The 18,806-nt window shown below is 35.4% G+C and carries 21 protein-coding genes; 5 read left to right on the top strand and 16 right to left on the bottom strand.

The window, feature by feature from the left end; all coding sequences use genetic code 11:
- Nucleotides 1-3: 3 nt before the first annotated feature.
- Nucleotides 4-1,266 (top strand): 3-deoxy-D-manno-octulosonic acid transferase, encoded by a 1,263-nt coding sequence (locus tag AN34_RS14080; RefSeq protein ID WP_369818091.1) that lies wholly within the window; start codon nt 4-6, stop codon nt 1,264-1,266.
- Here AN34_RS14080 and AN34_RS14075 read toward each other — a convergent pair.
- The 8 genes from AN34_RS14075 to AN34_RS14040 all read right to left on the bottom strand — a co-directional run bounded on the left by AN34_RS14075 (nt 1,256) and on the right by AN34_RS14040 (nt 7,552).
- Nucleotides 1,256-1,762: a gluconokinase gene (locus AN34_RS14075; RefSeq protein WP_029286494.1), complete on the bottom strand. Its 507-nt coding sequence runs from the start codon at nt 1,760-1,762 to the stop codon at nt 1,256-1,258. The two genes, AN34_RS14080 and AN34_RS14075, sit on opposite strands and share 11 nt — an antisense overlap.
- Nucleotides 1,763-1,770: 8 nt before the next feature.
- Nucleotides 1,771-2,781 (bottom strand): ferrochelatase, encoded by a 1,011-nt coding sequence (gene hemH / locus AN34_RS14070; RefSeq protein WP_029286492.1) that lies wholly within the window; start codon nt 2,779-2,781, stop codon nt 1,771-1,773.
- A gap of 159 nt (nt 2,782-2,940) precedes the next feature.
- Nucleotides 2,941-3,612, bottom strand: a complete 672-nt coding sequence (locus AN34_RS14065; RefSeq protein ID WP_082468408.1) for a fatty acid desaturase — start codon at nt 3,610-3,612, stop codon at nt 2,941-2,943.
- Nucleotides 3,613-3,686: 74 nt separating this feature from the next.
- Nucleotides 3,687-4,535: a 4-hydroxy-3-methylbut-2-enyl diphosphate reductase gene (locus tag AN34_RS14060; RefSeq protein WP_029286490.1), complete on the bottom strand. Its 849-nt coding sequence runs from the start codon at nt 4,533-4,535 to the stop codon at nt 3,687-3,689.
- Nucleotides 4,536-4,547: 12 nt separating this feature from the next.
- Entirely contained in the window at nt 4,548-5,222 is a 675-nt protein-coding gene (locus AN34_RS14055; RefSeq protein ID WP_051666563.1) for a carotenoid biosynthesis protein, read from the bottom strand.
- Complete coding sequence (locus tag AN34_RS14050) at nt 5,192-6,289, bottom strand: glycosyltransferase family 2 protein (RefSeq protein WP_029286487.1); 1,098 nt, start codon at nt 6,287-6,289, stop codon at nt 5,192-5,194. Before AN34_RS14050 ends, AN34_RS14055 begins: the two co-directional genes overlap by 31 nt.
- Nucleotides 6,286-6,909 carry a lysophospholipid acyltransferase family protein gene (locus tag AN34_RS14045; protein ID WP_029286486.1) on the bottom strand — a complete coding sequence of 208 codons (624 nt, stop codon included), beginning with the start codon at nt 6,907-6,909 and terminating at the stop codon, nt 6,286-6,288. Before AN34_RS14045 ends, AN34_RS14050 begins: the two co-directional genes overlap by 4 nt.
- 133 nt (nt 6,910-7,042) lie before the next feature.
- Nucleotides 7,043-7,552, bottom strand: coding sequence for a phosphoribosyltransferase family protein (locus AN34_RS14040; RefSeq protein WP_036677182.1), 510 nt, complete (start codon nt 7,550-7,552; stop codon nt 7,043-7,045).
- 124 nt (nt 7,553-7,676) lie between these two features.
- On the opposite strand from AN34_RS14040, the gene AN34_RS14035 reads away from it, so the two are divergent.
- Nucleotides 7,677-8,381 (top strand): head GIN domain-containing protein, encoded by a 705-nt coding sequence (locus AN34_RS14035; protein ID WP_029286482.1) that lies wholly within the window; start codon nt 7,677-7,679, stop codon nt 8,379-8,381.
- Nucleotides 8,382-8,488: 107 nt separating this feature from the next.
- Here the strand turns inward: AN34_RS14035 and AN34_RS14030 are convergent, their stop codons facing one another.
- The 3 genes from AN34_RS14030 to AN34_RS14020 form a co-directional block, all read right to left on the bottom strand.
- Nucleotides 8,489-8,902, bottom strand: coding sequence for a hypothetical protein (locus tag AN34_RS14030; RefSeq protein WP_029286481.1), 414 nt, complete (start codon nt 8,900-8,902; stop codon nt 8,489-8,491).
- Between the two features lie 74 nt (nt 8,903-8,976).
- On the bottom strand, nt 8,977-10,389 hold the full coding sequence (gene rlmD / locus AN34_RS14025) for a 23S rRNA (uracil(1939)-C(5))-methyltransferase RlmD (RefSeq protein ID WP_029286480.1): 1,413 nt from the start codon (nt 10,387-10,389) through the stop codon (nt 8,977-8,979).
- 195 nt (nt 10,390-10,584) lie between these two features.
- Nucleotides 10,585-10,695: a hypothetical protein gene (locus AN34_RS14020; protein ID WP_029286479.1), complete on the bottom strand. Its 111-nt coding sequence runs from the start codon at nt 10,693-10,695 to the stop codon at nt 10,585-10,587.
- A 162-nt stretch (nt 10,696-10,857) separates the two neighbouring features.
- Here AN34_RS14020 and AN34_RS14015 point away from each other — a divergent pair, with 162 nt between their 5' ends.
- Both AN34_RS14015 and crtD read left to right on the top strand, forming a co-directional pair.
- On the top strand, nt 10,858-12,561 hold the full coding sequence (locus tag AN34_RS14015) for a M28 family peptidase (protein WP_029286477.1): 1,704 nt from the start codon (nt 10,858-10,860) through the stop codon (nt 12,559-12,561).
- 4 nt (nt 12,562-12,565) lie between these two features.
- A complete protein-coding gene (crtD, locus tag AN34_RS14010; RefSeq protein ID WP_029286476.1) occupies nt 12,566-14,038 on the top strand; it encodes a 1-hydroxycarotenoid 3,4-desaturase CrtD in 1,473 nt (490 codons plus the stop codon).
- On the opposite strand, the gene AN34_RS14005 is transcribed toward crtD, so the two are convergent.
- From AN34_RS14005 to AN34_RS13985, 5 genes are all read right to left on the bottom strand, one after another.
- Nucleotides 14,035-14,538, bottom strand: coding sequence for a shikimate kinase (locus AN34_RS14005; protein WP_029286474.1), 504 nt, complete (start codon nt 14,536-14,538; stop codon nt 14,035-14,037). The two genes, crtD and AN34_RS14005, sit on opposite strands and share 4 nt — an antisense overlap.
- A gap of 21 nt (nt 14,539-14,559) precedes the next feature.
- Entirely contained in the window at nt 14,560-15,006 is a 447-nt protein-coding gene (locus AN34_RS14000; protein ID WP_029286472.1) for a DinB family protein, read from the bottom strand.
- Between the two features lie 2 nt (nt 15,007-15,008).
- Nucleotides 15,009-16,064 carry an ABC transporter permease gene (locus AN34_RS13995; RefSeq protein WP_029286470.1) on the bottom strand — a complete coding sequence of 352 codons (1,056 nt, stop codon included), beginning with the start codon at nt 16,062-16,064 and terminating at the stop codon, nt 15,009-15,011.
- On the bottom strand, nt 16,061-17,215 hold the full coding sequence (locus AN34_RS13990) for a BT_3928 family protein (protein WP_029286469.1): 1,155 nt from the start codon (nt 17,213-17,215) through the stop codon (nt 16,061-16,063). Before AN34_RS13990 ends, AN34_RS13995 begins: the two co-directional genes overlap by 4 nt.
- A 67-nt stretch (nt 17,216-17,282) precedes the next feature.
- Complete coding sequence (locus AN34_RS13985; RefSeq protein WP_029286468.1) at nt 17,283-17,825, bottom strand: DUF1599 domain-containing protein; 543 nt, start codon at nt 17,823-17,825, stop codon at nt 17,283-17,285.
- Nucleotides 17,826-17,925: 100 nt separating this feature from the next.
- Here AN34_RS13985 and folP point away from each other — a divergent pair, with 100 nt between their 5' ends.
- The gene (folP, locus tag AN34_RS13980) at nt 17,926-18,792 is read left to right on the top strand and encodes a dihydropteroate synthase (protein WP_029286466.1); all 867 of its coding nucleotides are present in this window, start codon (nt 17,926-17,928) and stop codon (nt 18,790-18,792) included.
- The last annotated feature ends 14 nt before the right edge of the window (nt 18,793-18,806 follow it).

The following is an 18,806-nucleotide window of genomic DNA, read 5'->3' as shown; positions in this document are numbered from 1 at the left end:
ATCTTGCCACGAAGATATGAAATTACACTTATGCTTTTGCTTTACATCCTCGGAATTCAGGTTTATGCTTTCATCATCAGGATTTTTTCTCTATTTAACTTAAAGGCTAAACTGTTTATTCGTGGCCGTAAAAATGTTTATCAACAAATCACAAAGCGGATAGATGCCAGTCAAAAACACGTTTGGTTTCATTTCGCATCTTTAGGAGAGTTTGAACAAGGAAGACCTGTATTAGAAAAACTAAAAGAAAAATATCCTTCAAAGAAAATTGTAGTCACGTTCTTTTCACCATCAGGATATGAAATCAGAAAAAATTATGCCTTGGCTGATGTTTTTTATCTTCCGCTTGATACTAAATACCATGCAAAAAAATTTATTGATGCGGTTAACCCTGAAATGGCCATATTTACGAAATATGAATTCTGGCATTTTTATTTTAAAGAGCTTCAAGTCAGAGGCATTCCGCTGTATGTAATTTCTGGAATCTTCAGACCTGGCCAGGCATTTTTTAAATGGTATGGCAGCTTCTATCGGAAAATGCTATCAGCGGTGACTTATTTCTTTGTTCAAAATGAAGAAAGTGAAAATTTACTTAAATCAATCGGAATAGATCAGGTAACTATTAATGGTGATACCCGTTTTGACCGGGTTTTTGAAAATGCTCAAACGCCAAAAAAATTAGATTTAATTGAAACATTTATTGGAAATTCACCAACTGTAATATGTGGGAGTACCTGGCCAGAAGATGAAAAACTTTTATCAGCTTTGCCAGAAAAATATCCCGACTGGAAATTTATCATTGCACCGCATGAAATTCACGAAAGCCACATTGAAAGTATAGAAAAACATTTTCCGGTTGGCAGCATACGGTTTTCAGTTTTCAGTTCGCAGTTAAATGTTGGCCATTCTCAAATCTCAGATCTTAAGTCTCAAGTGTTAATTATTGATAACATCGGCATGTTGTCTGCGCTTTATCAATATGGGAAGGTGGCTTATATTGGTGGTGGCTTTGGTGCTGGCATTCATAATACTTTAGAAGCAACTGCCTTTGGCTTACCTGTAATTTTTGGCCCTAAGTATGATAAATTTCAGGAGGCGAAGGATTTAATAGCTCTGGGAGCAGCTAGAAGTATTAGCACAACTGATGAATTAATAATTGCTTTTTATGATTTCAAGGATAATACCAAGGCTGCAATAATTGCTAAACAATATGTAAAGGACAAAAAGGGCGCAACAGATCAGATCATTTCAACGATTACGAAATGATTTCGGCTTTAGCAATTTCATTAACAATCTGCGGAATTTCCTGATCTATCGAAACCACAAAAACATCTGTCTCATCATTTTGAGGTTCTTCTAAAGTTTCAAACTGACTTTCCAATAAACTGGAAGGCATATACTGATGAGATCTTTTTGAAATTCTTCCATGAATCAATTCAAAGCTACCTTTCAGGTATACAAAACAGATCGAATCGTTGTCTTTTCTTAACAGATCACGATATGCTCTTTTAAGTGCAGAACAGGCAATAATGCAACTTGTTCCCTGAGCTACATGCTTATGCCCCACTTGTGCAATTAATTCCAGCCAGTCTTGCCTGTCGGCATCAGTAAGGGGGATACCTGCAGACATTTTATCTACATTTCTTTGAGCATGCAAGTTATCGCCATCGATAAATTCAGCATTAATTAATGGTGCCAATGCTTTACCGATAACTGTTTTTCCACTTCCGGAAACCCCCATTAAAATAATAAATTTTGCCATTTTAAAAGTTATTTTACCATATCAGCTAAAGCCTCAATAAACACCGGACTATCATTTAAGCTTTCCACCAATTGCACATGTTCACCGCCCAATGTCCTGAATTCTTCATGGTATTCAACAGTTATTTCATAAAGTGTTTCTAAGCAATCGGCAACAAACGCCGGACTAAAAACCAATAGTCGTTTTTTACCTTCAGCAGCCAATTTTTTCAATACATCGGTTGTATAAGGTTGTACCCATGGCTCCTTCCCTAAACGCGATTGAAAGCAAACCGTATATTGATCTCTTGATAGGTTAAGCTCTTTCGCTATTAGCCTGGCGGTATCATGCCCTTGTGCAGAATAACAAAATTTATTCGTATCATTTAAAGTCTGGCAGCAATCTGCTGTTTTTAAACAATAGCTACCGGTGTGATCACATTTTAGAAGCTGACGTTCAGGCAATCCATGGAAACTAAAAAGTACATGATCAAAGTCTTCTACCCGATGTTTTCTGGCATTTTCGGCAAAAACCTTAATCATCAGCTCGTTATCATGAAAAGAATTTACGAAAGAGATTGGCGGTACTGTTTGCCATTTGCTCACCAATTCCATCACCAATTGCATCACAGAGCCCGAACTTGCAGAGGCATATTGCGGAAACATTGGAATAACCTGAATACTTTCTACCAGGCCTGCCTTTAAGTTGGCTAATGCTGATGCAATAGACGGACTTTGATAACGCATGGCCAGTTCTACATGATATTCGTCACCCAGTTTTTCCTGTAACATTTGCGCTTGCAAGCGACTATAATACAGTAACGGAGATCCATTTTCATTCCAGATTTCCTTATATAATTTAGCAGTTTTAGGGCTACGGAAGGGAACAATTATTCCCTTAACCAATAGTGTTCTGTTTAATTTAGGGATATCAATCACCCGCTCATCCATCAAAAACTGATCAAGATATTTTTTAACATCGGGTGTTGCCGGACTATCAGGTGTTCCTAAATTTACAAGTAAAATTCCCTTTTTGCTCATTGATAAAAATATGTTTCGTGGCGCAAATATCGCGTTTTTATTGTTTTATGCCTATCCTTAAAATGTGATACTAGACATTTTTTAGTCAAATTTACATCAGTATTAAAGCAGATTCGATAATCGTTAATTTCGAGCCTGTGATCTTTTAAACCAATCGATTTATTTTGTTTTATACAATTGCCACCAAGGTGTAGCTGGCTTTTGATGGTGTTCTAAATGATATCCAAAAAAATAACAGGTAAAAAAAGCGAGTAGATGATTTTTTTGGAGTGTTGAGGAGTGATATTCATTTTCATGATCTCCTTTATGTGGTTGGTAAGTGCCGAAATAAAATAATTGAAAAGTACTAAGCAGTGATGGTAAAACCCAAAAAAGCAATAAGTTTTGCTGTTCAAACCAAATCTGTAAAACATTAAAAGCTGCCGCCATAATTATGAGCTGAATAATGGTTACATAGTTTAGCATAAACCTTAAATACCATTTCCAAAAACCATGAGGTGCAAAATCAGGATCTTCTTCAGTATGTACATGGCTATGGTGTTTATGGTGTTTGGCATATAAACGGTTATAGAAAAAGCCTGCGTAAAGGAATACAGAAAGATAACCAATAAAATTGTTAACCGTTTTATTAGATGAGATTGTGCCATGCATGGCATCATGAGCCGTAATGAATAAGCCTGTATAAAGATGCATTTGAATGAAAATCATCAGGTAAACCAAAGGATTACTCCAGGAGAAGTTCCATGATAGCAAAAAAGAAAGGGAGCTAAGCCATACAGCAATTAGCACTACAGCAATTAAGACACCTAAATAAGCGTGATTCTTTTTCAAATGGAGAATATTAAATGTTTATAATTTATAAGATAAACAGTTAACGCAGGTAAAAGTTACAGCAGAACGGATGTTTAGTATTGTTCTAATTGGGCTTTCACTTTTTCCATAAGCCACATAGGTGTTGAAGTAGCACCACAGATTCCAATCTTATCATTTTCTGTGAACCAGCTTAAATCTAATTCTTCTATATTCGAAATGAAATAGGATTGATCGTTGAATTTTTTACATACATCGTACAGCACTTTTCCATTGGATGATTTCTTACCTGAAACAAAAATGATCTTATCATAATGGCTCACAAAGTTTTCCAGCTCCTGATATCGGTTAGATACTTGTCTGCAAATGGTATCATTTGCTTTTACCTCATAGCCACGACTCAGCAATTCATCTTTTATATGATAGAACTTATCTGTACTTTTTGTGGTTTGGCTGTATAACGTAAATTTTGATGGAAGTTCAACATGATCAAGTTCGGCTAGGTCCTGAAAAACAATGGCTTTTCCATCGGTTTGCCCTTGCAAGCCAATTACTTCTGCATGGCCATGCTTGCCGAAAATCAAAATCTGCTCATCATCATCATGAGAATTTTTGATTCTATTCTGAAGTTTTAACACCACAGGGCATGATGCATCAATTAGTGTAAGGTTATTTTCAAGAGCCAATTGATAAGTTGATGGTGCTTCGCCATGTGCCCTAATTAAAACCTTTTCATTTCGTAAGTCTTTTAAAACTTCGTGATCAATAATTTTTAATCCACGCTTGGTTAAACGTTCTACCTCTTCATCATTATGAACAATATCGCCAAGACAATATAAATAACCTTCGTTATCTAAAATATCTTCTGCCATTTCGATAGCATAAACCACTCCGAAGCAAAACCCAGATGATTTATCAATATTGACTTGTAAGTTATAACCCATTGAACTACAAAATTAAGCAAAAATATTTGTTCCTGTTGTCATGTATAAGACAACAAAAAAGATTAATTGTGCTACAAACATAGCGGTACCAATATATTTTTGCTGTTTGAGTCCCAATGCGTAATAAAATTTCAATAAAATAACGGATACGATAAACCAGGCGATATAATTTTGAAGGGGTACCTCATGCCAATCCCATTGCCAGTAATCAAATTTCATGGCAACAGGTTCCATAAAGAAGTCGAAAATAATTAAAATAAGTGCACCTGATAATGAAGCTAAAATACTATTTCTAATCTTTAAACTTTTCATCATCTGGCCAATACTAAAAATTAAAATCACCCAATTTACACCCATTAATAAGGGAACCGCAGCAATTTTATATCCAAGTGTATTACCATAATAATAGCTTCCAAAAATTTTTCCTGTATGTACACCAAGCACCTCTACCAACCAGCCACATAAAAAGACTCCGCAAACAAATAGAGAAAGGCGCTTAACATCACCATTATAAGTAAAAACAACAATGGCAAACATCAACAGCAGATGAAAAGGTACCATTTTCATAAAGTAAGGATGTGTAGCTGGTATTAAAAAACCTACTAAGCCAACCATATGAAAAACAGCGATAACACCAACTGCAATTCTTTTAATCTTTAAATCGCTTTGATCGATCTGCCCTTCCATGTGCCTGTTTTAAAAATGTGTTGTATTATGGATAAAAATGAAATTAATAAAAAGAAAAACATCTGAAACGGATGTAGTATTAAATTGATTAAAACGTTCTGTCCTGATAAATAGGAAATCATTATTCTACTTAAAAAAATTAATGTTAACGGTAATACAAGTAAAGAGATATTAAAGTTTAATAATAAAATTAAAGGCCCTATCGTAACCAAAAGCTGGTAAAATAGTAAGATAATTACGTTGTTACCAAAACCAGCAAGTAAATTTTTACTAAAGCCATTTAAACTTTCATTCAAATTTTTATACATCCGACAGTATATCAGCCCATTACCTAACAAAGCCTCCCCGCTATATTTTTGGAGTTTTATGGCTTTCATAATTTCTACATCTTCCACCACTTTATTGCGGACTTGTTGATGCCACTGATTTTTTTTGTAATGATCTGCTCTAAAAAACATGCATTGTCCGCTGGCCGCAGCAAACGCTGGATTGCCGGAAGACTTCACTAACCTCAACGGTAAAAGATTTAATAAAATAAAATGCATTAGTGGAACAGTGAGCCACTCACCAATAGACTTCATTACCTGATTCGTAAATATACTGATCAAAGCCAGTTGTCCAATTTCCATCCTGTTTATTAGGCTATTGATGAAACCTTTTTTAATCGCTTCATCAGCATCTACAAATAATAAATATTTTCCTTTTGCCAAAGCTGCAAGTTGATGGCAGGCATAGTTTTTTCCCAACCAGCCTTTTGGAAGTTCACCTCCGCGTTCTATTCTAAACTTTGGGTTTATTATTGAAAAAGCACTTACTAATTCAAAGGTTTTATCACTACTCTGATCATCCAGCACAATCACCTCGTAATTTTGGTAATCCTGACTTTTAATTGATTGGAGTAGTGGAATAATATCCTCTTCCTCATTACGTGCAGGAATTAAAATAGAAACAAAATCACTATAGTGCTTAATTACTCTAGGCAATTTAGGGTTAGATAGAAAGTTAAATACGGTTACCGAAAAACGGATCACCATAAATATTAAAACGGCATAGATAAAAATGGTCATTCAGTAAGTTGTGTTTGTTTAACAACAGACTGATCGTAATGTTTATTATATGCACTTTTTAGCAATTGCAAACTCATATATTCTTCACTTTCCCAATGCTGAAGGTAGGTTTTTGCACTTGGTTTCCGTTTGGAAAAATAATCTACAAATGTTGCAGCAAAAATGATATTGAATCTTTTATGACAAGATTTTATAATTTGCATTACCCCTTTTTCGAAAGTGATATTTTTTAAATGATTAGAATGTAACTTACCTTGAGGGAAGACAAGAACCAGGTTATTTTGATCCTCTAATAATTTAGCTGCGTAATTCAACATCTCCAAAACATCTCGCCCACTGTTTTTAGCCGCAAATGCACCAAGATACTTTAAGAAACCAACTTTGCTATAATTTTCTGCATTAACCAAAACATGAAACTGCTTTTTAAATAATTTTTTATTGATGTAAAAAATGAAAAAACCATCCCACCAGCTAAAATGATTGGCTAAAATCAAGATTGATGCATCTTCATTGGTGTCAACTTTATCATATTGAAGACTTACAAAATCCTTCTTAATAATATGCTCAATGTACCAAGAGAAAAAGCGATAAATAAAAATGTTTTTTCGAGGAAGGTGCATGCCGGGAAATTGCAAAAAAATGGCGTGAATTGCAAATTTAGCCTGTTAATAGGTGTAAATTAAGTCAAATGATTTTAATTATTCATCAAAATATAGCATTAAGAAAGTTGGCCTTGTTACGAGCTACCTGATACTAACTTAGATAAACACGATCTTCTTCACCCTCTACATCCATAATTACATCTACATGTTCTTTTAAAACGGTAGCCATTTTCAGCCCCACAAAATCGGTTGCTACAGGGAAAATTTTATGACTTCTATCTACAAGAACAACAGTACGAATTTTTTTATGTGGCGTATTCAGAAAGACACCTAATCCGTATGCCAGGGTTTTTCCGCTATTTAAAACATCATCTACTATAATAATGACTTTATTTTTCCATTGACTTTCGTCTAAATCAGTGGTTGCAATCAGTTTACTGCTTTCTTTCTGAAGATCGATTCGCAAAAGGGTTAGCTTAAAACCTGCAATTTTTTTTAGCACCTTTTCCAAACGTAATGCCAGTTTATATCCCCGATCCCAAATACCGGCTAATACAACCTCTTTCTCATTTAAATTATCTTCCAAAATCTGATACGCAATGCGATCTATCTTTTGTTGAATCTGTTTCTTATTAAGTATGAGGAGTTGCGATGCCATTATATAAAATGATTGAATACAAAAAGAACAATTTTAAGGCTTAAATTCAAACTATTTGAAAAATAATTTCGGTTGCTTGCAACGTTTCTGTCTCGCCTGCGTCTAATGACTAACCAAAAACAAATTTATGAAAAACCTGATCAGAATATCTACTATCTTATTTTTTACTTTTTCTGCAACTGTAATCATGGCACAGGAAAGCAAAAATTTTCCGGTTAAAAATTATAACAGTATTGGCATTAGCAGTGGAATTGATTTATACCTCACTCAGGGAAACACTGAAAGTGTTACAATTAAATCCGATAGTAAAACCCTGGAAGACATCGTAGTAGAACAACGTGGAGATAAAATCACTATTAAATTTAAAGATGGAATTAGCTGGAGCGGGATGTTTAAAAACCGTATAATCAAAGCTTATGTGAGCTATAAAACATTAAATGAAATTGCCGCTTCTGGCGGGTCTGATGTATTTACGCAGAACCCAATTAAAACCAATAGCCTGGCCATCAGGGCATCTGGCGGATCTGATTTAAAATTAAATTTAGTCAGTAATGACCTAACGATCCAATCTAGTGGCGGTAGTGATATCAACCTTAAAGGCAAAGCTACAAATATGAGCATTCAATCAAGCGGAGGCAGTGATATTGACGCATTTGAATTGATTACTGATTACGCAAAAGTACAAGCATCAGGAGGTTCTGATGTAAATATCTATGTTAATAAAGGGTTGGAAGCAGCAGCCAGTGGTGGTGGTGATGTGAGTTTCAAAGGAAATGCCGCACTCAATAAAACAGCAACCTCAAAGAGCGGAGATGTTCATCACGTCAATTAAGAACTTTAGTTTAGTTAATGATAAATTCGCCGCTTTGTGGATGCAAAGCGGCTTATTTTTATATAGCTACATCAATTAGCAATATTGCTATAACCTTACAACTCCTTTTACCTTTTACCTTTTTGATAAGGATAATAAATAAAATTCGCACCTTCTGGTACAATTACGAAAACACACATAAAATCTTCTGGTCTTTTATAAACTTTTAAAAAGGGCTCTTTCTTTTCTTTTGTGATAATTCCCTTTTCCACAAATTCTTCCAAAGTAGAAGCTTGAATAGACCAATCTGTATTTAATTCTTCTTTATTTAAAATCATTTCACCAATGCTTACCTGGTGTTGATGAGCAATAAAAATAGGATGTGCAGAAATCCCTTCAACCATAATTTCAATACCTACTTCTTTAATTGCATCTGAATAAAAAGCTAAATCTTTTTCCAGACTCACTAAAGGGCTTTCCTGTTTCTTCTGAGATGCGCCATCATCCTCAGGTGTCGCGTTTAATAATTCTTCTCTATCCATTCTTAATGGTTATATTTTTGAAAGAGTTTTGGATTGAATGTTTACATATATATACATTCAATTATTCTCTAATGCTATCCTTTTAATTCTAGTAAAACTACGTTTTCTACATGCTGCGTATGTGGAAACATGTCTACAGGTTTAATGCGTACCACATCATATTTCTCCTTTAATAACTCCAGATCTCTTGCTTGTGTAGCCGCATTACAGCTTACATAAACAATTTTTTCTGATTCCATTTCCAATAATCTTTGTACCACATCAGCATGCATACCTGCCCTTGGTGGATCAGTAATCACTACATCTGGCTTACCATGGCTGGCAATAAATTCAGAAGTTAAAATATCTTTCATATCTCCGGCGTAAAAAAGAGTATTATCAATCCCATTTAATGCCGAATTAAACTTAGCATCTTCAATTGCTGTTGGTACATATTCAACACCAATAACCTGTTTCACATTTTTAGCCACAAAATTGGCAATGGTTCCGGCACCCGTATATAAATCATAAACCAGTTCATCACCTTTAAATCCGGCAAAATCTCTGGTGATTTTATATAACTCAAATGCCTGCTCAGAATTGGTTTGATAGAAGGATTTTACACCAATCTTAAAACGAATGCCATCCATTTCTTCAAAAATATGATCTCTGCCAGTAAATACATGCACATCCTGATCAAAAATAGTATCGTTTTTCTTTTGATTAACGATATACAATAATGAAGTAATCTGAGGGAATTCTGCTTTCAAAAAGCTCATTAAGCCATCAATTTGCGTTTCATCAGGATAAGCAAAAACAACTGCTATCATTACTTCACCTGTAGATGAGGTACGAATAATCAGGTTCCGCAATACACCTTCATGGTTGCGTAAATCATAAAATGATAACTGATGCTCCAAGGCATACTTCCGAACAGCATTCCTGATGGAATTGGAAGGCTCATCCTGCAGGTAACAATGTTCAATATCCAATATTTTATCAAAACGCAACGGAACATGAAAACCCAAGGCATTCATATCAAAATCTTCATCACGATCGATATCAGTTCGGTCCAGCCAACGTTTATTTGAAAATGTGAATTCTAATTTATTACGATAGTATCTGTTTTTTACCGATCCTAAAATAGGCTCAGTATTAGAAGTATCTATTTTTCCAAGACGCTGCAAAGCGGCCTCAACGTTTTTCTGCTTAAATTTTAATTGAGAATCATATCCCATATGCTGCCATTTGCAACCACCACAAGTTCCAAAATGAGGACAGAAGGGATCTGTGCGCAATGCTGATTTTTCATGCAATTGTTCAATAATCGCTTCAGCAAAATTCTTTTTCTTTTTAGTTAAACGAACATCAACAACATCGCCTGGAACAGCTTTGTCTACAAAAATCACTAATTCATCGGCCTTGCCAACACCTTTTCCTTCTTCAGCAATGTCTATAATTTGTACGTTTGGAATGATGGTTACCGTACCAGGTTTTCTTCTACTCATTATCCGGCAAATATAAGGCTAAAAGATTAAAGCGGAAAGATTAAAGACTAAAGCGGAAAGATTAAAGTGAAGAGCTTAAGATTAAAGTGGAAACCCGAAATATTAAATCGAATATGAGAGCAAGAGAAAATTTTTGATACTAAAAATCACTTCTGATGAAAGACACCAGTTTTTGAAAAATTCAGTTATAAAAAATTATTTCCCCAAAAATTTAAATGCAATGCCCCAAAAGCCATCTAGCCAATTAAAATTTAAGTCAAACTTTTCATCAACCAATACAGAAAACTCTAATATTTCTTTGCTCATGATAAAAACCTTTCTATTTAAGCAATTATACAAAATTCATACCGAAAACCAAAACGGTACAAGTTAAGTTTATATTAATTTTACATGAGTAAAATAAGCTGTAGCAATAAGTTAACCGCCCGGCAATGATATTCTTAGTATCTTTCATTTTTATTTAGTACGATGAAAACAAAAACACTCTTTCTTTTACTATTCATAGGAATAACGACTTATGCACAAACTCCGGCTGATGAATACTTTAAATTAACACGAACTGGATTTAAGGAAGATAATGCTTATAAAACAACTGCCTTTGTTGAAAAATATTTCAGGGTTCCAGGTAACACGGGTTTCAATGCCAGTATCCATTATGTAGAAAATATTTTAAAAGATGCTGGTTTTGTTGAACAGAAACTGAACGAACAGGAGGCACCCTTAACTTATCGGATAGAAAAACGTGCTTTAAAGAATAATACCTGGGAACCTGTTCATGCAAATATCGAACTGATTGGCGATCGGATTCCCTTAATCTCTTATCAAACCAACCGCAATATGATTCCTATCAATTGTGGCTCAACACCGGTTGATGGCGTAACTGCAGAAGTAATTTATCTCACTAACATTAAGCCTGCAGATATCGAAAAAGTAGATTTAAAAGGGAAGATCATTTTTTCAGAAAATCATCCTTCAAGATTATTGCAATTTGCCACTAAGGCTGGGGCGATTGGTGTGTTAGGCTATTCGATGCCTAAATACACTCAGCCGGAAATTAACCAAACTTCAATTCAATTTAGTAGCATGAAGCCCAACAGTGAGGTTTGGGCCCTACTCCTATCTTACGCTGCTAAAGAAAAACTGAAGACAGCCTGTTTAAAAGGTATAACAAAATTAAAAGTCGATATTCAAACTAAAATTTATCCTGCTGAAGAATTAACAATTGTAGCCAATGTAAAGGGTAGTGTAAATCCTGATGAGCGCTTTGTTTTTAGTGCCCATGTACAAGAGCCTGGCGCAAATGATAATGCCAGTGGAGTTGGTACCCTTGCTGAAATGGCTCGACTAACCGCAGAATTGTATCAGGCAAAAAAAATAGTGCCACAACGTACACTCACTTTTTTATGGGGTGATGAAATTGTATCTACAAAAAGATACATTACAGAGGATACTGTTAGGGCCAAAGGCATTTTATGGGGAATGAGCCTGGATATGGTTGGTGAAGACACCAAAAAAACCGGAGGATCATTTCTGATTGAAAAAATGCCAGATCCATCGGCTATATGGACAAGGGGAAATGATAAACATACAGAATGGGGTGCAGGAGATGTGAAGGAAAAAGATTTATTTCCACATTATTTTAATGATTTCGTTTTTGATATTTGTAAAGCTCAAGGCAAATTTGCTAACTGGACGGTTAACTATAATCCTTTCGAAGGTGGAAGTGATCACACCCCTTTTTTACAAAATAAAATACCTGGCTTATTGATGTGGCATTTTACTGACGTATTTTACCATACCGATCAAGATAGAATTGACAAGGTTTCTTCCACAGAAATGAAGAATGTAGGCATCAGTGCTTTAACAGCAGCTTACAGCTTAATCTCAGCAGACGAAAATATGGCTGGCACAACCGTTAATCAAATTAAAAATGACGGTTTAATTCGCTTAAAAACGGAATTTGAACTGAGTAAAAATGCAATAGCAACAGGAAAATCAGCAGCTGATGAAAAACATATTTTACAAGCCTGGAGTAAATGGTATATTAATGCCTTAAGTACTATTCGCAAAATGCCGGTGAAAAAAGATAGTGAAAAATTAAACACTGTCGTTAATTTAGCAAGCATAGAAATAGAGAAACAAACGCGTATTTATTTAGCAGATTTAAAATAGCAGCATGCCTAAAGCAATTGTTATCGGCGCAGGAATTGCAGGAATTGCCTCTGCCATTCGCCTGACTTTAAAAGGCTATCAAGTTGATGTTTTTGAAGCAAATTCAAAACCAGGTGGCAAATTAGGTGAGCTTAGAATGAACGGCTTTAGGTTTGATACCGGACCAAGTCTATTCACTATGCCTCAATATGTAGATGAACTTTTTACGCTTGCAGGAAAAAACCCAAAAGATTATTTCGATTATATTAAACTGAAAGAGGTTTGCCGTTATTTTTATGAAGATGGGTTGAGGTTAAACGCTAAGTCAGACATTGATTCGTTTGCACAGGAAATAGAGGCTAAAACCATTTCTACAGCAGCAGAGGTTAATCGATTTCTGAAAAAAAGCGAAACGATTTACGACGTAACACACCAGGTGTTTTTAGAACGTACCTTGCATAAGCTGAAAAGCTATTTGCATTGGGATACTTTAAAATCAGTTTTTAGGTTTTTACAGATTGATGCTTTCAGATCACAAAGTAAAGCGAACAAACATTTTTTTAAAGATGAACGGATAGCACAATTATTTAATCGATATGCTACCTATAATGGTTCAGATCCTTATCAGGCACCCGCTACTTTAAATGTCATTCCTCACTTTGAATATCACTTTGGTGCTTTTTTACCAAAAAATGGAATGTATGGCATTGTAACCGCTTTAGTAAAATTAGCAGAAGAATTGGGTGTAAAATTTCATTTCAACCAAAAAGTAGAGGAAATTCTTTATACTGAAGGTGCTCAACCTAAAATACTGGGCATAAAAATTTATGATCAAACTTATAAAGCTGAAATTGTAGTTTCTAACCTCGACATTTGGTTTACCTATAAAAATTTGCTTAAAAATATTGATCCGCCAAAAAAATTACTTAGTCAGGAACGCAGTAGCTCTGCCCTGATTTTCTATTGGGGCATGGATGGAAACTACAGCGATTTAGGTTTGCATAATATCTTCTTTGCAAAAGATTACCATGCTGAATTTAATTCAATTTGGAAAGAGAAAACCATTAGTGATGACCCTACAGTGTACATTAATATCAGTGCAAAACACTTAAGAAATGAATCGCCGAATGACAGCGAAAATTGGTTTGTTATGATTAATGTTCCATCAAATGATGGCCAAAACTGGGACGTTTTAATTCAGGAAGCCAGAATTCAGATTATCAAAAAAGTTAGTCGCATTCTAAATCGAAATATAGAAAAAGATATTATTTGCGAACAGATTCTGGATCCAAGAAGCATTGAAAGTAAAACGGGCTCGTACCAGGGCTCACTTTATGGAAACAGTTCAAATAGTCAGTTCGCGGCTTTTTTAAGGCATCCTAATTTTAGTTCAAAAATCAAAGGACTATACTTTGGTGGTGGAAGCGTACATCCGGGTGGCGGTATTCCATTAGCGTTACTTTCAGCTAAAATAATCGATGATAATATGCCAAATTAAACATTACTGGTTATAGCTTTTTCAAGAGTTTCAGCATCCAGGTCAAATGCATTTACGATAATTTTGGCCTGCCTGTAAAAAGGATTCCTTTCGGTTAGTTTCAACTGAATAAAATCCAGCAGTTGCTCATCATCTAAATCCTTAATTAATGGCCTTTTATGCCTGTTTTGAAGTCGGGACACCAGTTGCGCGGGTTCCATTTCAAGATAAACGGTTGTTCCATTAGCATTCATCCAATCCATATTGTCAAAAAAGCACGGCAGCCCGCCCCCAGTTGCCACTACACAGGTTTCAGGATATGAAAATGTTTTAAGCATCTCGCTTTCATAATCCCTAAAGCCGCTCTCTCCAAATTCAGCAAAAAATTCAGCAATAGTTTTACCAGATTTTGTTACAATTTCATTATCCAGATCAATAACCGGACAGCCTAAACGGTGTGCCAGTTGTTTAGCCTTTGTACTTTTCCCGCAGCCCATGTACCCAATAAGAAAAATCTTCATTCGTAGTTCTTTTCAATAGACCTATAGTAAATGGTCTCGTTTTAATATGATATAATCAGTAATTGGTGGTTCAAAACCTGCTTCCTTTAATAAGGTAACCACTTGTCCGCGATGATAAGTAGAATGATTAAATAAATGAAATAAAATATCAGCTATTTGGTTTTCATACCGGATTCCTTTAGAATTTTGATAATAAATCACCTGATCCAGCATGTTCTCATTCAATGCCTCATGAATAATTTTGAAGTTTTCCTCAGAGATTTTTTTAAAATCCTGCCGGGAATGAATCTCCCAAACGCCATAAAGTGGCTCAATGCCTAAAATCCGTTTCGCCCAGATATGTTGCGCATTAAGTATATGGCTAAACAATCGCTCTGCTTCTGGCAGTGCTGTTGTTGACTGACTAAAAATTTCAATGATGTACTGGTCAGCAACTTTTGTATAATTGATGATTTCTTCTGCGGTCATATCTAATTTAATTTTACTCTTGGATCAACATAAGCATAAAGAATATCGACCAGAATATTAATCACCACAAATACAAAAGCAATAAATAATATAGAACCCATCACTACAGGAAAATCCGACATTTCTAAAGCGGTAACGGTAGTTCTACCCAAACCATTATACCCAAAAACATATTCTACAAAAAATGAACCTGCCAGTAATGAAGCAAACCACCCAGAAATGGCGGTAATTACCGGATTCATCGCATTTTTTAAAGCATGTCTGTAAATAATGGCATTTCTGCTTAATCCTTTGGCTCTCGCTGTACGAATGTAATCCTGGGCCAAAACATCAAGCATGGCACTTCTGGTTAACTGAACAATGATGGCCAATGGCCTTAAACCTAAGGTGATCATCGGCAACCATAAATTTCTTAAAGTTAAAATTTCACCTTTAAATGGGTCATAAGCATATAAACTTCCGTTCATTTTTAAGCCTGTGTAATCGCTTAGCATAAAGCCAAAAATCCAGGCAATGATAATTCCTGCAAAAAAAGATGGGGCAGAAATTCCGAGGATGGCAAAGGCATTTGCAGACTTATCTATCCATGAATCTTTATAAACAGCAGATAATACACCAAGAAAAACACCAATTATGGTGGCAAATATCATCGCTGTTAATGCCAATACAAATGTGTTTGGAACCGTCTCTGATAATATTGCCGTAACATCTCTTTTCGTTTGATAAGAACTTCGCAGATAGGGCCATTTCAAGGCCAACACTTTTTTATCAAAGCTGATCAGTTTTACAAAATGATACTTTGCCTTACTGGCGCTATCATTATCGAGCAAACTTACTGGTGAAAGATCATTAATATACAATAGAAACTGTACTGGCTTTGATTTATCTAATCCAAACTCTTTACGAACAGCTTCTAAAGATTGTACATCAGCACGTTGTCCCATCGTCATTCGTGCCGGATCGCCAGGCAGAATATTAAAAAGCACAAAAACAACCAGCACTACACCTGCCATTACCAATAAACCATAAAGCAGTTTTTTTATGGCGTATCCAATCATTGCTTATCGAAATATTTTCTACTTAACTGATCAAAGGTTGGTAAGTTATGATTGTGCCATTTATTAACAACTACGCCATTCTTTAATAACAAAATACCTGGGTTTGCCCTCACCATACTTTTCAATGGAACAGCATCTGCATAAAAAACTTCCGAAAACAGGTTATTTTTTTTCACGAAAGCTTCTGCATCCTGTGCTGCATTTGAAGTAAGTAAAACCGTACGTATGTTAAATTGCTGCGTCGCATTCATTGCAATGGCGTTCAATTTCCCGATGGCATTTTTATTGGTATTTTTCAAATCATAAGCTACAAAAATCAAACTGTAGTAAGGATTTTCAATAATCTCTTTCGTATAATCTGTGCCAGAGGCATCACTGATTACAAGATCCTTAATTTTTGGTTCATAACCTTTTTTAACCAACCGTTTCACTGGCTCACCAATAATTTCCCAGTTGTTATCTTTCCAGATTTCAGTTTTAAGGTAATCCTTATCACTCATATCCTTTTCCTCTTTTGTCTTCTTATTTTTGAGATGATACATGATCTCAAATTCATCTGGTTTTTCACCTGGAGGAATCACCATTAATGATGGAATGTGCGCCCCAACCTTGTAAGGCAGAAAATCAATTACCGGAAGCACATTATAGGTATACAAGCCGAAGCCTAAAGATAATAAGGTTATCACAATAGCAATATTGCGCTGGCGGGATGTTTTTTTAAATAAAGGCTTAATTAAATCTTTATTGATGAAGATCATAACGATTAACACCAGTAAAATTAAGTCTTTACTGAACGACTGCCATGGTGTAAGCGGAATAGCATCGCCAAAACAACCACAGCTCGTTACCACTTTAAATGCAGCTGAAATGAATGTAAGAAGTGTGAAAAAGATAATAAGCAATAATAAACCCCAGGCAACCTTTTTGCTCCAGAAGCCTAATATTAGCAATGCACCTAACACAATTTCTAGTGTACATAGCAAGATGGCAATACCTGTAGCCGCCGGACTAAGGAAATTCATGTGAAAAACTTCAAAATATTCCTGAAGTTTATAACCGAAGCCGAGCGGATCATTGGCTTTGATTAATCCTGAGAAAATAAATAACGCGCCAACAAAAAAACGGGAAAAGTTTAACAGTATATTTTTCATTAGTATTTATTTATTTATTTTCAATGGAATTGGTTTAATCTGCACAATGATTGCTTTTATCATTAATTTATTTAACGCCAAGTTTAATTAACGCAAAAACTGAATAATTAAGCATATCCTGGTAATTCGCCTTCACCCCTTCTGAGGCTAAAGTTTGTCCTTCATTATCTTCGATTTGTTTTACTCTGAAAATTTTCATTAAAATCAAATCGGTTAAGGAGCTTACTCTCATATCACGCCAGGCCTCGCCATAATCATGATTTTTAGCCAGCATTAAATCTCTTGTTTCCGTAATTTTCTCCTCAAACAAACGCTCAACCTTTTCAAATGGCATTTCAAGCGGATCTGTCTCACTCAATTCAAGCTGCATCATGGCGATTGCACAATAATTAATAATGCCGATATATTCTGGAATAATTCCTTCACCAACCTTACTTACCTTTTTTTCTTCGAGGGTGCGGATGCGTTGAGCCTTAATAAAAATTTGATCGGTAATGGAACTTGGTCTGAGGATGCGCCAGGCAGTACCATAATCTTTCGTTTTTTTCAAAAACAATGATCTGCAAACTGCAATTACTTCATCAAATTCTACAGCGGTATTTGTTTGTATCAAAGCCAGTATTTATTAAGTTTTAGTGTATTTTTGTTGCGAAAAACAAAAGCTAAAGATACATTTTTATAGCGAAACTCAAATCCCGAAAGGGTTTATCATGTCAGAAAAAAACTTTTTTGAACCTCAGCAAAGCATCAATATAAGTGGAAAGTTAATGGATTTAAGCTTGCCAAAAGTAATGGCTATTTTAAATGTTACGCCCGATTCTTTTTATAGCAATAGCCGTACAAAATCTATTGATGATGCACTTACGAAAACTGAAGCCTTTTTAAAAGAGGGTGCCACCTTCATCGATATTGGCGGATACTCTTCCAGACCGGGCGCCATTGATATCTCTGCAACTGAAGAATCAGACCGATTGATTCCTGTAGTAGAAAGTCTGGTGAAAGAATTTCCAGAGGTGGTTATTTCAGTTGATACCTTTAGGGCGAAAGTGGCCGAAGAAACCATCCATGCAGGTGCACAGATTATTAATGATATATCCGCCGGAGATTTAGATCAACATATGTTCGAAACGGTGGCCAGGCTGCAGGTGCCCTATATGATTATGCATATGCAGGGTACGCCACAAAACATGCATCAAAATCCAACATACCAAAATGTAACCCTGGATGTAATTGATCATCTGGCTAAAAAGATTGCAGCATTAAAGGCGCTTCATATTCACGATGTCATTATTGATCCCGGCTTTGGTTTCGGTAAAACCATCGAACATAATTATGAACTACTACAAAACCTGGATGCTTTCAAAATATTTAAGCTTCCTGTACTGGTTGGTTTCTCCCGCAAAGGCATGATTTACAAAGCACTTCAAACAACTGCTGCCGAAGCCTTAAACGGAACCACTGTTTTAAATACAATTGCCTTACAAAAAGGTGCTGGCATCCTGCGTGTTCATGATGTGAAGGAGGCAATGGAATGTATACAACTCATTGCTAGACTAAATGGTTCATCAGTTCGTTAGTTTAATACCTTGCA

The sequence above is a fragment of the Pedobacter sp. R20-19 genome, assembly GCF_000708265.2.
Lineage (GTDB): Bacteria > Bacteroidota > Bacteroidia > Sphingobacteriales > Sphingobacteriaceae > Pedobacter.
The sequence above is the reverse complement of the archived record's forward strand: the minus strand, read 5'-3'. Positions and strand labels throughout refer to the sequence as shown.

Excerpts from the sequence above, each read along its gene's own strand:
- AN34_RS14075 (WP_029286494.1), bottom strand. The coding sequence starts at position 1,762 with ATGGCAAAATTTATTATTTTAATGGGGGTTTCCGGAAGTGGAAAAACA.
- hemH (WP_029286492.1), bottom strand. The coding sequence starts at position 2,781 with ATGAGCAAAAAGGGAATTTTACTTGTAAATTTAGGAACACCTGATAGT.
- AN34_RS14060 (WP_029286490.1), bottom strand. The coding sequence starts at position 4,535 with ATGGGTTATAACTTACAAGTCAATATTGATAAATCATCTGGGTTTTGC.
- AN34_RS14055 (WP_051666563.1), bottom strand. The coding sequence starts at position 5,222 with ATGGAAGGGCAGATCGATCAAAGCGATTTAAAGATTAAAAGAATTGCA.
- AN34_RS14050 (WP_029286487.1), bottom strand. The coding sequence starts at position 6,289 with ATGACCATTTTTATCTATGCCGTTTTAATATTTATGGTGATCCGTTTT.
- AN34_RS14045 (WP_029286486.1), bottom strand. The coding sequence starts at position 6,909 with ATGCACCTTCCTCGAAAAAACATTTTTATTTATCGCTTTTTCTCTTGG.
- AN34_RS14035 (WP_029286482.1), top strand. The coding sequence starts at position 7,677 with ATGAAAAACCTGATCAGAATATCTACTATCTTATTTTTTACTTTTTCT.
- AN34_RS14030 (WP_029286481.1), bottom strand. The coding sequence starts at position 8,902 with ATGGATAGAGAAGAATTATTAAACGCGACACCTGAGGATGATGGCGCA.
- rlmD (WP_029286480.1), bottom strand. The coding sequence starts at position 10,389 with ATGAGTAGAAGAAAACCTGGTACGGTAACCATCATTCCAAACGTACAA.
- AN34_RS14020 (WP_029286479.1), bottom strand. The coding sequence starts at position 10,695 with ATGAGCAAAGAAATATTAGAGTTTTCTGTATTGGTTGATGAAAAGTTT.
- AN34_RS14015 (WP_029286477.1), top strand. The coding sequence starts at position 10,858 with ATGAAAACAAAAACACTCTTTCTTTTACTATTCATAGGAATAACGACT.
- crtD (WP_029286476.1), top strand. The coding sequence starts at position 12,566 with ATGCCTAAAGCAATTGTTATCGGCGCAGGAATTGCAGGAATTGCCTCT.
- AN34_RS14005 (WP_029286474.1), bottom strand. The coding sequence starts at position 14,538 with ATGAAGATTTTTCTTATTGGGTACATGGGCTGCGGGAAAAGTACAAAG.
- AN34_RS14000 (WP_029286472.1), bottom strand. The coding sequence starts at position 15,006 with ATGACCGCAGAAGAAATCATCAATTATACAAAAGTTGCTGACCAGTAC.
- AN34_RS13995 (WP_029286470.1), bottom strand. The coding sequence starts at position 16,064 with ATGATTGGATACGCCATAAAAAAACTGCTTTATGGTTTATTGGTAATG.
- AN34_RS13990 (WP_029286469.1), bottom strand. The coding sequence starts at position 17,215 with ATGAAAAATATACTGTTAAACTTTTCCCGTTTTTTTGTTGGCGCGTTA.
- folP (WP_029286466.1), top strand. The coding sequence starts at position 17,926 with ATGTCAGAAAAAAACTTTTTTGAACCTCAGCAAAGCATCAATATAAGT.